12 protein-coding genes are annotated in these 14,034 nt (G+C 57.3%); 3 read left to right on the top strand and 9 right to left on the bottom strand.

Annotated elements, in window-relative coordinates:
• Window positions 1-6 precede the first annotated feature (6 nt).
• Window positions 7-927 (top strand): L,D-transpeptidase, encoded by a 921-nt coding sequence (ldtB, locus tag CKK19_RS22255; RefSeq protein ID WP_003858435.1) that lies wholly within the window; start codon window positions 7-9, stop codon window positions 925-927.
• 41 nt (window positions 928-968) lie between these two features.
• Here the strand turns inward: ldtB and CKK19_RS22250 are convergent, their stop codons facing one another.
• The 9 genes from CKK19_RS22250 to mntR form a co-directional block, all read right to left on the bottom strand.
• Complete coding sequence (locus CKK19_RS22250) at window positions 969-1,685, bottom strand: GntR family transcriptional regulator (RefSeq protein WP_063854213.1); 717 nt, start codon at window positions 1,683-1,685, stop codon at window positions 969-971.
• Window positions 1,686-1,699: 14 nt separating this feature from the next.
• The gene (locus CKK19_RS22245; RefSeq protein ID WP_063854212.1) at window positions 1,700-3,022 is read right to left on the bottom strand and encodes a PTS sugar transporter subunit IIC; all 1,323 of its coding nucleotides are present in this window, start codon (window positions 3,020-3,022) and stop codon (window positions 1,700-1,702) included.
• Between the two features lie 51 nt (window positions 3,023-3,073).
• Window positions 3,074-4,450 carry a glycoside hydrolase family 1 protein gene (locus tag CKK19_RS22240; protein ID WP_063854211.1) on the bottom strand — a complete coding sequence of 459 codons (1,377 nt, stop codon included), beginning with the start codon at window positions 4,448-4,450 and terminating at the stop codon, window positions 3,074-3,076.
• 161 nt (window positions 4,451-4,611) lie between these two features.
• A complete protein-coding gene (locus CKK19_RS22235; protein ID WP_063854210.1) occupies window positions 4,612-5,652 on the bottom strand; it encodes an aldo/keto reductase in 1,041 nt (346 codons plus the stop codon).
• Window positions 5,653-5,754: 102 nt separating this feature from the next.
• Window positions 5,755-7,278 (bottom strand): efflux transporter outer membrane subunit, encoded by a 1,524-nt coding sequence (locus CKK19_RS22230; RefSeq protein ID WP_063854209.1) that lies wholly within the window; start codon window positions 7,276-7,278, stop codon window positions 5,755-5,757.
• Window positions 7,278-8,849: a DHA2 family efflux MFS transporter permease subunit gene (locus tag CKK19_RS22225; RefSeq protein ID WP_063854208.1), complete on the bottom strand. Its 1,572-nt coding sequence runs from the start codon at window positions 8,847-8,849 to the stop codon at window positions 7,278-7,280. Before CKK19_RS22225 ends, CKK19_RS22230 begins: the two co-directional genes overlap by 1 nt.
• On the bottom strand, window positions 8,846-9,940 hold the full coding sequence (locus tag CKK19_RS22220) for an HlyD family secretion protein (protein WP_023305746.1): 1,095 nt from the start codon (window positions 9,938-9,940) through the stop codon (window positions 8,846-8,848). Before CKK19_RS22220 ends, CKK19_RS22225 begins: the two co-directional genes overlap by 4 nt.
• A gap of 101 nt (window positions 9,941-10,041) precedes the next feature.
• A complete protein-coding gene (locus CKK19_RS22215; RefSeq protein ID WP_063854207.1) occupies window positions 10,042-11,151 on the bottom strand; it encodes an anion transporter in 1,110 nt (369 codons plus the stop codon).
• The gene (gene mntR, locus CKK19_RS22210) at window positions 11,148-11,621 is read right to left on the bottom strand and encodes a manganese-binding transcriptional regulator MntR (RefSeq protein WP_022647526.1); all 474 of its coding nucleotides are present in this window, start codon (window positions 11,619-11,621) and stop codon (window positions 11,148-11,150) included. The genes CKK19_RS22215 and mntR overlap by 4 nt, the downstream gene beginning before the upstream one ends.
• Window positions 11,622-11,803: 182 nt before the next feature.
• Between mntR and mntS the strand changes: the two genes are divergently transcribed.
• Together mntS and CKK19_RS22200 are read left to right on the top strand one after the other, a co-directional pair.
• On the top strand, window positions 11,804-11,932 hold the full coding sequence (gene mntS, locus CKK19_RS22205; protein ID WP_022647525.1) for a manganase accumulation protein MntS: 129 nt from the start codon (window positions 11,804-11,806) through the stop codon (window positions 11,930-11,932).
• Window positions 11,933-12,200: 268 nt separating this feature from the next.
• Window positions 12,201-13,784: a phosphoethanolamine transferase gene (locus CKK19_RS22200; protein WP_023305744.1), complete on the top strand. Its 1,584-nt coding sequence runs from the start codon at window positions 12,201-12,203 to the stop codon at window positions 13,782-13,784.
• Window positions 13,785-14,034 lie beyond the last annotated feature (250 nt).

The raw sequence follows: 14,034 nt of genomic DNA, 5'->3' as shown, positions 1-14,034 counted from the left end.
CATAACATGAACATGAAATTAACAACGCTTTTTGCGGCGGCGTTAGCCGTAGTAGGTTTTTGTAAGACCGCGTCTGCGGTGACGTATCCCCTGCCGACAGACGGAAGCCGTCTGGTGGGTGAAAACCAGGTGGTGACGGTTCCGGAAGGTAACACTCAGCCGCTGGAATACTTCGCGGCGCAGTATCAGCTCGGCCTGTCTAACATGCTGGAAGCGAACCCGGGCGTTGACCCGTATCTGCCGAAAGCGGGTACCGTACTCAACATTCCACAGCAGCTGATCCTGCCGGATACCGTGCACGAAGGTATCGTGATTAACAGCGCCGAAATGCGTCTGTATTACTACCCGAAAGGCACCAACACCGTGATCGTGCTGCCTATCGGTATCGGTCAGCTGGGTAAAGACACCCCGCTGAACTGGACCACCAAAGTGGAGCGTAAGAAAGCGGGCCCAACCTGGACGCCGACCGCCAAAATGCACGCTGAGTACATTGCTGCCGGTGAACCGCTACCGGCCGTTGTGCCTGCTGGCCCGGATAACCCGATGGGTCTGTACGCGCTGTACATTGGTCGTCTGTATGCCATCCACGGTACTAACGCCAACTTCGGTATCGGCCTGCGCGTAAGCCACGGCTGCGTACGTCTGCGTAATGAAGACATCAAATTCCTGTTCGATAACGTGCCGGTCGGTACGCGCGTGCAGTTCATTAACGAACCGGTGAAAGCGACGTCAGAGCCGGACGGCAGCCGTTACATTGAAGTGCATAACCCGCTGTCCACCAGCGAAGATCAGATCAACAACAACGAAATCGTACCGATTAAGCTGACCAGCGCGGTGCAGTCCGTTACCTCTCAGGCGGATGTTGACACGACCATCGTTGACCAGGCGATTCAGAACCGTTCCGGTATGCCGGTGCGTTTGAACTAATCGCGAGCACGAACAAAGCGGGCCTCGAGGCCCGCTTTTTTTTATCCGTTATTCACAATTACGATGCCGCCATGATCATAGCGATAGTGACAATGGGCGTACTCCAGCGGCGTACCATCTTCCAGATAGATCACCTGCTCGACCTCCAGCACCGGGTCGGTTGGCTCACAGACCAGATGCTGCATATCCAGCGCACTGGGCTTCAGCGCCCGCACCACACGATACGATCCCATGATCTTCAGCCCCAGCGTCTCCTGCACATACCGGAATACCGAACTTTCAAGATGGATTTTGTTCAGGCCGGGCACCAGATTCAGCGGCATCACCGTGGCGTCCAGGGACATCGGCTCACCGTTGAGTAAACGCAGACGGATGAAGTCATAGATCGGCGTATCCGGATTTATCATCAGCGAGGCCTGCTCTTTCTCGTTCGGGAAACGCAGTTCGAAGTGCACAACCTGACTGCTCACCGTGCCTAAATGTTCCCAGGTTTTGGTCGCCCCGAAGTAGTCGCTGCCGGAGAGATCCCACTGGGAAAGCTGGAGGAAATTTTTGCGGATGAACGTGCCCTGCCCCTGTCGGGTATAGACCAGCCCTTCAACAATCAGCTGACGCATCGCCTGCTGAATGGTCATCCGGCTGGTGCTGAACTCCGCCGCCAGCGCGAACTGGTCCGGCAGCGGTTCATTGGCGGCGTACTGCTGGGTAATAATGCGTTTCTTAATTTCCCGCGCTATGGTGATGTACTTCGCCGCCATCTTCCTTCCTTAAATTAGTTTTCTGTCCCGCTGTTTTTCAAGGCCACTCGCTCGGCCACCTTGAGGAAAGGCAGGTAGAAGAATACACCAAATACGATGATTGCCAACTGCACCACCACCGCCCGCCAGTCCCCCGCCGTCGCCAGCCAGGCGCTGAGGATCGGCGGCGTGGTCCACGGGATCATCACCACGCAGCGCGACATGAACCCCAGCGTGGTACAGAGCCACGCAAAGTAAATCCCGATAGCAGGCAGCAGCACAAACGGGATCATAAGCGGCAGGTTAAAGACTATCGGCAGGCCGAAAATCACCGGCTCGTTGATGTTAAACAGACCCGGCGCCAGCGACAGACGCGCCACCTGCTTCGCTGATTTCTGTCTTGAGAAGATGAAGATAGCGATCAGCAATGAGATAGTGCTGCCCGTCCCGCCCACCATGCCAAAGGTCGGTACAAAGATGTTGTTGATGATGTGCGGGATCGGCTGGCCGTTGGCGAAGGCCAGCATATTTTCATTGGTATTGATCAGCAGGAACGGCTCCAGCACCACGCTGTTGACCACCGACTGATGAATACCGAGTGTGAACAGGAAGTTACCGAAGCTGTAGATGAAAATCGTCCCGGGCAGACTGGTGTTGATCAACCGCAGCGGCTGCTGAATAAATGTCGTAATGAGATGGATCAGATCCGTGTGCAGCACGTTCGCCAGTATGGCCGCCAGCACCGCAAACAGGGAGAGCGTGAGGATCGTCGGGATCAGCGCAGTAAAGGATTTGCTCACCGCTGGCGGTACGTTCTCCCCGAGCGAAATGTGCAGCGCCTTCAGCCGTGAAATGGCGATAAACAGCTCGGTTGAGAGCAGCCCAATCAGCACCCCGGCGAAAATCCCGGTGGAGCCAATGTTGGCGAACGTCAGCACCTGGGTGACGTTTACCGTGGCGTCGCTGCCGACGGGGGTAATCTGTAAGCGCATCGGCATCATGATGATGAAGCTGCTGACGGCGATAACCACTGCCGAGACCGGATTGTCGAAATCTTTGTTGCGCGCCAGCGACCAGGCGATCATAGGGGCCAGCAGCAGCGCGGCGATGTTCAGCGTGCCGTTGATAATCGCCTCGCCCCACACTTTAAACTGCGTAAGCGTGTCGCCCGCAAAAATCCACGGGAACACCACGTTATTCACCAGCACCGCCAGACCGGCAAGGATGAAAATCGGCATTACCGTGGCGAAGGCATCGCGCAGGGAGCGAAGATGCACCTGGTTTGCCAGGCGCGCCGAGAACTCTACAAATTTATCGACAAAAGACTGCATGTGCGGTGTTATTTTTGTTTCAGACATAGCGGAGTGTTCCCATCAATCAGTCACAAAAACGGCCCGGCAGCGTACGGCTTACATCTCGCGTCCGTTGGTATGGATAACCTGTTTTAACCACGCGTAGCTCTTCTTCGGCACGCGCTTCAGGTCTTTCAGGTCGTGATTTTCACGGTTGACGTAGACCACGCCGTAGCGCTTGCGCATGTCACCCTGGGAGCTGAGAATGTCAATCAACCCCCAGCCGAGATAGCCCATCACCTCTGCCCCATCCTCGAATATTGCCGCTTTCATCGCCTCGATGTGCGCCCGGTGGTAGTCGATGCGGTAGGTGTCCTCAACCGGATTCACGCCATCCCAGGACTCAATCACCCCAATACCGTTCTCAATCGGGAATACCGGCATCCGCCAGTCGTTGGCGTAGCGGGTGAGGATGGTGCGAAAGCCCAGCGGATCGATCTGCCAGTTCCACTCGGTGGCCTTCAGGTACGGATTGTTTTTCTCGCCGTGCAGCAGGTAATAGTTAACCGGCGTGCCTTCCGGGATGGCATCGCTGTCCAGCGTTTTGCTGGCGTAGTAGCTGAAGGCCATAAAGTCGTTCTTCGTGCGCGCAAACAGCGCGAGATCGTCTGCGCGGTAGATATCGCCGAAGCCCTCCTGCTCCACCACCGCCATTACCGCCGGGCTGTAGCCCTGTCCCGCGAAGACGCGCAGCAGGTTCTGGTTGAGGAATTCGTCGTACTGCTGGGCGCAGAAGATATCACGCGGTTTGCAGGTGGCCGGATAAATCAGCTGGTGCGCCAGCATGCCGCCCATCAGCTTGCCTGGCTTAGTCTGGTGCAGGTATTCGGTCAGAGTCATGTGCGCCACCATCGCATGGTGCTGAAGCTCATACAGCTCGCGCAGGGTTTGTTCACCTTTCATGTAACCGGAAATGCGAAAAGCTTCCGGCATATGGAAAATGTTCTGCTCGTTGAAGGTCAGCCAGTACTTCACGCGATCGCCGTAGCAGTCGATCATCTTCTTGCCGTAGCGGATAAAGGCCTCCATCACCCGGCGTTCGTTGAAGCCGTTGTACTCCTGCGCCAGCGCCAGCGGCATATCGAAGTGGTAGAGGCAGACCATCGGCTCAATACCGCGGGCGAGCAGATCGTTAATAAAGCGGTCGTAAAACGCGATACCTTCGGCGTTGAACTCGCCGTCACCCTGCGGGCAGACGCGGCTCCAGGAGATCTGGAAGCGGTAGCAGTTCATGCCCAGATCCTGCATCAGATCGAAATCTTCCCGGTAGCGGTGGTAGGAGTCGGTCGCCACTTTCCAGTCGGAGATGTTTTCTCCTGCTTCCCGAATGTCATATACCGACATCCCCTTCCCGCCCTCATTCCATGCCCCTTCCGTCTGCATGCTGGATACCGAGTTGCCCCATAAAAAGCTGGCTGGCAGTGATTTGTTCATGGTTGCTCCCTATATGACTAGTCATTTAAATTTTATGACTAGTCATATAGATCGAGATGAAACATCAGGCAAAGAGAAGGAGCATTTTTTGTGAGGTGGGTTGAAATAAAGACCAGAGATAGTAGCCCCGGTAAGCGAAGCGCCACCGGGGAAAAGGAAGGTTACTGCTGCGCGAGCTGACTACGACGGTATTCCCCCTGCCGCTCCAGCATCCAGCCTGGATATTCGCGCGGCAGCGCGCTGACGGCATCAAGCTGTTTAAGCTCGTCTTCGCTTAAACGGATCCCGGTGGCGGCAATATTATCGTCCAGCTGATCGACGCGTTTCGCACCAATAATGACGCTGGTCACCGCTTTTTGATGCAGCAGCCATGCCAGCGCGATTTGCGCCACGGAGACGCCCCTACGCTCGGCAATGACGCGCATTACGTCCACGCAGTCGAAGGCGCGATCTTTATTCACCGGCGGGAAGTCAAATTCCAGACGGCGGCCTCCGGTTTCGCTCTGCCCGTCACGACCGTATTTTCCGCTCAGCAGGCCGCCCGCCAGCGGGCTCCAGACCATCAATCCGACGCCTTCGCTCTGCATCATCGGCACCAGCTCGCGCTCCAGGTCACGTCCGGCAATGGTGTAATACGCCTGCAACGATGCGAAACGCGCCAGCCCAAGACGGTCAGAAATACCGAGCGCTTTGGCAATCTGCCACGCAGTCCAGTTCGAGACGCCGATGTATCGCACGTGACCGTGCTGCACAAGGTTATCCAGTGCGTAAAGCGTCTCCTCGATGGGGGTCGCGGGGTCGAAACCGTGCAGCTGATAGAGATCGATATGATCGAGCTGCAGGCGGCGCAGGCTCTCCTTTACGCTGTCGATAATGTGATAGCGCGAGCCGCCGCGTGAGTTCACTCCCGCCGTGCCCGTTTCACCAAACACCTTTGTGGCGACCACCACGTTTTCACGTGGAACGTTCAGGTTTTTCAGCGCCTGCCCGAGGATCTCCTCCGAGCGTCCTTCCGAATAGACGTCGGCAGTGTCGATAAAGTTGATGCCCGCGTCCAGCGCGCGGCCCACCAGCTGCTCGGCTTCGTTTTGCCTTAGCTGGCCAATCTTGCCCCACATGCCGCCCTCGCCGCCGAAGGTCATGGTGCCGAGGCAGAGTTCAGAAACAAACAGTCCGGTATTGCCCAGTTTTTGATAACGCATAACGCTTTCCTCGCATGTCGATTGGGTGTCTGTTAGTTATACCCGCCCCCCAGCCATCGCGAATGTGGCGTTCCTGTCCGTTTCTTGCCCAATCCTCTGAATCTATCCGCGCGGGGCATCGCCAAAGACGCTGTAGTCTGGCAGCTGAACCTGCTGATACGGCTCCCAGCCGCCGCCGAGGGCTTTGTAGAGCGCCACCAGGTCAAGCGCGCTCTGCACCTGCGCCTGCGCCCGCTGCTGTTCGGCCTGAGCGAGCTGACGCTGGGCGTCCAGCACGTCAATAAAACTGGCGATCCCCTGTCGGTAGCTGTCGCTGGCGAGATCAAAAGCGTTTTGCAGCGCGTCGATGGTTTTCGCCAGGCCCGCCTCACGCTGCTGGTCAGTGCGATAGCTCACCAGCGCGTTTTCAACGTCGCCGAGCGCCGTCAGCACCGTCTGACGATAGTCCAGCACCGCCGCCCCTTGCTGTGCGCGGGCCACCTTGACGCTGGAGACCAGCCGACCGCCCTGGAAGATGGGGATGGAGACCTGCGGACCGAAGCTGTAAAAGTGGCTGCTCCAGTCGGTCAGCCAGCCGGATTCGCTGTTACGCAGGCCAAACTGCCCGGAGAGGGTGAAGCTTGGGAACAGTTCGGCTACCGAGACGCCAATTTGCGCCGTGGCGGCATGGAGGTTCGCCTCGGCTTCGCGCACGTCCGGGCGACGACGCGCCAGCGTTGACGGAATGCCGGTTTGCACAATATCCGGCAACGCTGGCATCGGCTGCACGGATTGTAATTCGGCATCCAGCGCCCCCGGCGGTTTGCCGAGCAGGATAGCCAGCCCGTTCATCGCCTGGCGCGCCTGCGCCTGATACTGCGGCAATTGGGCTTCAAGATTGCCCAACTGCGCCCGGGCGTTTTCTACGTCCATCTGCGGTGACAGCCCGCCCCGCTGGCGGCTTTCGGTCAGATCCAGCGTCTGCTGCGCGCTTTCAATTTGCGTATTAAGCGTGGCAATGATGCTCTGCGCCCCTCGCAGCTGTAGCCACGCCCGCGCCACTTCGGCTTCCAGCGAGACCAGCGCATCGTTACGCTGCTCGATCGCCGCCCGCTGCTGCGCCTCGGCCGCTTCTACCTGACGGCGCACCTTGCCCCACAGGTCGATTTCCCACTGAGCGTCGAAGCTGCCCTGATAGAGGTTAATCGGCTGCGTCAGCGGGCCTAACGCGCTTCGCAGCTGCGGATCGACATTATTCAGCTGGTCATACACGCCGTGGGATTTCAGCTCCCCTTCCAGCCCAAGCTGCTGGCGCGTCGCCTGCACATTGCCATTCACCGACGGGAAAAATGCCCCGCCGGCCTGGTTAATCTGTTCGCGCGCGCCGGCAATGCGCAATACCGTTTGCTGTAGCGTCAGATTTCCGGCGATGGCGCGTTCAATCAGGCTGTCGAGCTGCGGCGAGCCGAAGGTTTTCCACCAGCGCGGGTTAGTTGCCGCGGAGGACGTTTGTGATTTCACCGCGCCGTCGCCCTTATCGTTCCAGTGCGTGGTGGCGGGCGGTGCAGGCTGTTGATAGTCCGGCCCGACGGCGCAGCCCACCAGCAGCATCATTATCATCAGGGGGTGTAAACGTCTGTGTATCATCAGTGTGCTCCTGCACTCCCCTCGCTCTTAACCGGCGAGAGCAACAAACAAAACGGAATCAGTAATAGGGCCACCGCGCTCAGAATGGTGAAGACGTCGATGTAGGCCAGAAAGCGCGACTGCTCGATCATGGTCTGGTACATCCGCCCGGTGGCAATGCCGGTCGGATCGCCCACCTGAGTGGTGAAGTTCTGGATCGCCTGGGCGCTTTCGCGTATCGCCAGCTGGAACTGCTCATTAAACGGCGAAGCGTGGTAAGCCAGATGCGCGCTGTGCGCCTGCGAGCGCTCGGTGATCGCCGCCGTCGAGAGCGAAATCCCAATCGAGCCGGCCACGTTGCGGAACATGGTAAACAGCGCCGCCGCGTCGGCGTTAAGCTGCCTCGGGATCGAGATAAAGGCGATGGTGGTGAGGGGCACAAACAGGAACCCGAGTCCAATCGACTGGGCGCTGCGAAACAGCACCAGCGTTTCGAAATCGATATCCGGCGTCAGCGTCCGGGACCAGAAGAACGACACCGCCAGGCAGGTAAAGCCGAAGGCGATGATCCAGCGCGTCTGCACCACCGGCATCAGCTTCAGTACCAGCGGAATAGTCAGCACAATCAGCACCGCGCCGGGCGAGAGCACCAGCCCGGACCAGGTGGCGGTATAGCCCAAATCCTGCTGCGCCAGTTGCGGAATAACCACCGAACTGCCGTACAGGATCATCGCCATCCCCGCCATCAGCAGGCTGGAGATCGCAAAGTTGCGATCCTTCATACAGTGCAGATCCACCACCGGCTTTTTGGCATACATCAGCCAGTAGATCGCGCCGATAATGCCGACCAGCGTCAGTACCGCGAAGGTGCGGATAAAGTTCGAATAGAACCAGTCATCATCTTCGCCCCGGTCGAGCATCACCTGCAAACAGCCAAGTCCGAGAGCGATCAGGCCGATCCCCGTCCAGTCGACGGTGAGCTTCTCTTCCGACTTTTTCTCCCACGGCGGATCTTCCAGCAGCTGATAGATGGCCAGCACCGTCACAATCCCTACCGGAATATTGATAAAGAACACCCAGCGCCAGGAGTAGTTATCGGTGATCCAGCCTCCCAGCGTCGGGCCAAGGACCGGCGCGACGATAATGGCAATGGATGAAAGGCCAAAGGCTTTGCCCCTGTCCTCCGGCTTGAAGTAATCGAGCAGCACCGATTGCTGCGTGGGCTGCAACCCGCCGCCAAAAAAGCCCTGCATCACACGGAACAGGATGATTTGCCAAAGCTCGGTGGCGATGCCGCACAGGAACGAGCAGATGGTGAACATCACAATGCAGATCAGGAAGAACTGCTTGCGGCCAAACAGCCGGCTCAGGAAGGCCGAGATCGGCAGCACGATGCCGTTCGCCACCAGGTAGCTGGTGAGCACCCAGGTAGATTCGTCATAGCTGGCCGAGAGCGATCCCGCGACGTGGGGCAGCGCCACGTTGACGATGGTGGTGTCCAGAATTTCCATAAACACCGCCAGGGTGACCACAATCGCCACCGCCCACGGGTTACTGGCGGGCTTCCAGTTTTCGTGGCTGCTGTCCGTCATTCCACGGTGACCTTCGGTTCAACCGACAGCCCCAGCGGCAGCGGTTTGTTCGGATCCAGCCCCTTATCAATGACGATTTTCACCGGCACGCGCTGAACGATCTTCACAAAGTTACCGGTGGCGTTTTCCGACGGGAAGGCGGAGAAGCGCGAGCCGCTGCCCTGCTGGATGCTGTCAATATGGCCTTCGAGCGCCATATCCGGCCAGGCATCGACGGACACGGTCACTTTGTCGCCCGGCTTCATACGTTCAAGCTGCGACTCCTTGAAGTTCGCCACCACCCACACGTTCGGGGAAACCAGCGAGAACAGTGCCGTGCCTGCCTGCACCAGCGTACCAGGCTGGACGTTGCGTTTGGTGACAAAACCGTCGAACGGGGCGCGGACTTCGGTATAAGAGAGGTTCAGGTTGGCGGTTTCCAGCTGCGCTCTGGCCTGATCGACCTGCCGTTCGCGGGCTTCGACGTTAGTCTCCTGCTGGCGGATTTGCAACTGGACCTGCTCCGCCACCTCCAGCTGCGCCTGCGCGCTGGCCAGACCCGCCTGGGCACTCCGCAGTTGAGCGTTCGCGGCATCGATGCTTTGTTGTGTGGTCGCGCGGGGGTCAACGCCGCGCTGACGGCGGTACTCCGCCTGAGCGTTGGTCATATCCGCCTGGGCTTTCAGTACCTGGGCTTTGGCTTCATCGCGCTGGGCGGGATATTGCACCTTCGAGAGCGCCAGCTGCGCCTGCGCCTGATGCAACTGCGCAACCGCCAGCCCAAGCTGGGCCTGAGCCTGATCGCGCTGGGCGGTGGTATCACGCGGATCGATCACTACCAGCACATCCCCTTTCTTCACGCGCTGGTTATCCCGCACGCGAAGTTCGGTAACGTAGCCTGCCGTTTTTGGGGCAATGGTCACTACGTCGCCGTCGGTGAAGGCGTCGTCGGTGGTCTCTTCGTTACGGGTTAAAAACCACCAGACCAGCGCCACGATCACCATCACGATGACCACGATGCCAAGGATAATTAACGGTTTTTTGCCCGGGCGCTTGCGCTCGTTATTGTTTTGATCCTGCTCGTCAGCAGGTGGATTTTGATCTTCTGCCATAGTTCAGCAACGGTCCTGTCAGTGAGCGGCATCACACTATGCCGTTCACTAAAGCTAGGACGTTGCTATACATTTGCCAGGAAAAACTGACAAATTGCGCACTATATGAGAAGGAATAGTCCGAAACCGACCGCCGCAGACCAGAACAGCATCGGGATTGACCATAAATGGAAGCGCCACCAGATGCGGCGATCGTTGGCCATCCGCAGGGCGATGAGGTTGGCCAGCGAGCCGGGCAGCAGCCCAAAGCCGCCGACGTTGACCGCCCACGCCAGCAGTACCGTTGGGGGAACATAGTTAAGCAGCAAAATGGTGGACGGCACGTTACTGATCACCTGCGAGAGACCAATCGCCGTCAGCCATAGTCCCGGTTGCGACAGACCGCTGACGCTATGGAGAACGGTCTGCAATACCGGGAGCTGGATCAGTAGATGGACGTCAATAAACATCGCCATAAACACCAGCAGCAGCGTCCAGTCAACGCTCACCAGCACCCGCCGGGCGAGGAACAGGAAGCCACACGCCACCAGCAGCGCGCCCGCCAGCGCCTGGTTTAACTCCAGCGCGGTAATGAAAACGATATACAGTCCCAGGCAGCTCCAGACGAGACGCGGCTGCCACTGGGGGCCGGTGGTACCGCTGTGGTACTGCAACGATTTATTCGGGAAAGCAAACCAGCCCACCACCAGCAGCGTCGCCACGATCGCCAGCGCCAGCGGCGCCATCTGCCAGGTAAATGCGGTAAACGACAGGCCGGAGCGTCCCCACAGCAGAATGTTCTGCGGGTTACCGATCGGCGTGAGCAGCGAGCCTGCATTGACGGCCAGCGCTTCAAAGATAATCAGACGGGTAACCGGTATTTCGCACAGCTTACGCAGCGTGAGCGTAAGCGGCACCACGATAAACAGCGCTACGTCATTAGTGAGGAACGTCGACAGCAGCGCCGCCGAAAAGACCATGAACAGAGCCAGTTTGCGCTCGGTGGCGAAGCGGCGCACCATTTTGCGCCCCAGCACGTCAAAATAGCCGCTCAGCTCTACGCCTTTGGTGAGCATCATCAAACCGCTCAGGGTAATAATGGTGCGCCAGTCTATGGCCGCCGGCCAGGTGTGCGGCGTGAAGGGCACAAAGACGCTGAGCCCAACGCCAGTGATAAGTAAAAGATGGAAAAAACGATCGCGTTTCAGGGCCTGCAAGCCGGGGAGGTTCATTCAGCGGCGGGGCCATATTTGAGCGTAAATTCGCGGAACTTCACCAGCGTCTCTTCGCTGACGTGGTGTTCCATACCTTCGGCATCCCGACGGGCAATTTCCGGGCTGACGCCCAGCACCAGTAAAAAATTCTCGACGATCTGATGGCGCTCGCGGCTCTCCTGCGCCAGCTTTTCGCCTTCAGCGGTGAGAAACACCCCGCGCCAGGGGATCATCTCGATCAGCCCGACCGACGCCAGACGTTTTAACATTTTGGCAACGGTTGGCTGCGACACCCCCAGGCGTGCGGCCATATCCACCTGGCGCGCTTCTCCAACTTCACGAATCAGATCGGAGATCAGTTCGACATAATCATCAATCAGCTCCCGGCGGTGCGCCTCACGCACCTGGCGGAAGCCTTCCACATGTTCTTCAACGTTCACCAGTTGCGTCGTTTTTTTTGTTGTTGGCTTACCTGCGCGACGGTTCATTGTGCTTCCTCAATGGGTTGACGCTTCCAGCGCCCTGTAACGGAGCGCACATTGTAAACCATAGCTCTACAAGCACAAAAAATTAACGAATTAGCCATAGCTATACAATATAGCCTGTGCTATATCTGTATGTAATGCAGTCACCCTTCACGGATCGAAGGGATCATGAATCAGGAGGTCTTATGAATGAATTCAAGAGGTGTATGAACGTGTTTACCCACTCTCCTTTTAAAGTGCGTCTAATGCTGTTGAACATGCTGTGCGATATGTTTAACGCCAAACCGCATCAGGACGACAAATCTTCTCACTAAGCGGCGTCGCGGCACGCCGCTTCATTTTCCAGTCACACTTTCGTTGTAAACTCGCTTTTTCCTGATTATTTTTGCGGATTTGCAGCCCCCTTCGCAAAACATCTGTTTAGCAACTGTTGACCTTGATTCACGCTCGCACTATCTTCTTGCAGCCCTGCACAATTTGCGGCTCGCTGAAGCGGACCTCCATTCCCTTTCCACGCACTGTCCGGCAGGCTTTGACCCTTGACGCCAGGGTGAGCACATGGCGTTTTCGTGATAGTGATCTATGAACGTAACCCTGATTGATACACTTGTTACCCGCAGCCGGGCCCTAAGCCCGTGGACGGGATTCTATTTTTTGCAATCGCTGTTGATTAACTTTGCTCTTGGCTACCCCTTTAGCCTGCTTTATGCCGTCGGGTTCACCTGCATTCTTCACCTGCTATGGCGAAGCGCACCGCGCATGCAGAAAGTGCTTATCGGGATCTGTTCTCTGGTGGCTGCCGCCTATTTCCCGTTCGGCCAGGCCTATGGCGCGCCGAACTTTAATACCCTGCTGGCGCTCCACTCCACCAATATGGAAGAGTCTACAGAGATCCTGACGATCTTCCCGTGGTACAACTACGTGGTTGGCCTTTTCATTTTTGCTCTCGGCGTGATTGCGGTTCGCCGTAAGCAGGTCGGGAAAAAAACATGGGGTAAAATTGAAAGCCTGTGCCTGGCCTTTAGCGTAGTGACGCTTTTTGTTGCGCCGGTACAAAATCTGGCCTGGGGCGGCGTGTTTAAGCTTAAAGATACCGGGTATCCGGTGTTTCGCTTCGTTAAAGACGTGGTAGTGAATAACGAGGAAGTGCTCGACGAGCAGGCGCGTATGGCCGAGCTTTCCACCATGAAAGATACCTGGAACGTGCTGGTGGTGAAACCGAAGTATCACACCTATGTGGTGGTGATCGGTGAAAGCGCGCGTCGCGATGCGCTCGGCGCGTTTGGCGGTCACTGGGATAACACGCCGTTTGCCAGCTCCGTCAACGGTACGCTGTTTACCGATTACGTGGCGGCCAGCGGTTCGACGCAGAAATCTCTCGGTCTGACGCTCAACCGTGTCGTGGATGGAAAACCGCAGTTTCAGGATAATTTTGTCACCCTGGCCAACCGGGCAGGTTTTCAGACGTGGTGGTTCTCCAACCAGGGGCAGATCGGCGAGTATGATACCGCCATTGCCAGCATCGCGAAGCGTGCCGACGAGGTACAGTTCCTGAAAAGCGGTGATTTCGAAGCCGATAAAAACACAAAAGATGAAGCGTTGCTAAAAATGACCGCGCAGGTCTTTGCCACTCAGCGCACCCAGCCGCAGCTGATCGTCCTGCACCTGATGGGGTCACACCCGCAGGCATGCGATCGTACCGGGGGAAAATATGCGGAGTTTGTGCAATCCAAAGAGACCTCGTGTTATCTGTACACCATGACGCAAACCGACGATCTGCTCAGCAAGCTGTACGCGCAGCTGCGCAACAGCGGCGATAGCTTCTCGATGGTCTATTTCTCTGACCACGGTCTGGCGTTTAAGGAGCGCGGTAAAGAAGTGCAGTATCTGGCTCACGATGACAAGTTTCAGCAGAACTTCCAGGTACCGTTTATGGTGCTGTCGAGTGATGACAAAACGCATCGCATCATCAAAGCGCGCCGTTCCGCGAACGATTTCCTGAAATTCTTCTCACAGTGGACGGGGATTAAGGCGAAAGAGATAAAAAATGATTACCCGTTTATCTCCGGGAAGAAGGGCCCGCCAGTTTACATTACCAACTTCAGGTTACAGAAAGTTGACTATAACCATCTGGGGACGGATATTTTCGATATTAAGAGTAAGTGATCTCTGCCGTCTCGTGCAGGCTGATGCCCTCACCCTGGCCCTCTCCCACGGGGCTGAGGGATCCCCAGTAATTTTTTTATGCAGAAGCAATAAAGTTGCTTTCTAAATGACTGAGGGCTGTCAGCGATGCCCTGGTCCGGCTGTAAATCGCTGAGGCGTTTCCTGCAGGCCGGGGCGAGGCGCAGGGATGCGCCGAGAGGGCGGCTTTACAGGGACGTTGCCTCCGCCCGTACCCGATAAGCCGGAAGGA

Source organism: Enterobacter sp. CCUG 70166 (genome assembly GCF_020224095.1).
GTDB lineage: Bacteria > Pseudomonadota > Gammaproteobacteria > Enterobacterales > Enterobacteriaceae > Enterobacter > Enterobacter intestinihominis.
Note: the sequence above shows the minus strand (reverse complement) of the source record. Positions and strands in the feature narration are given on the sequence as shown.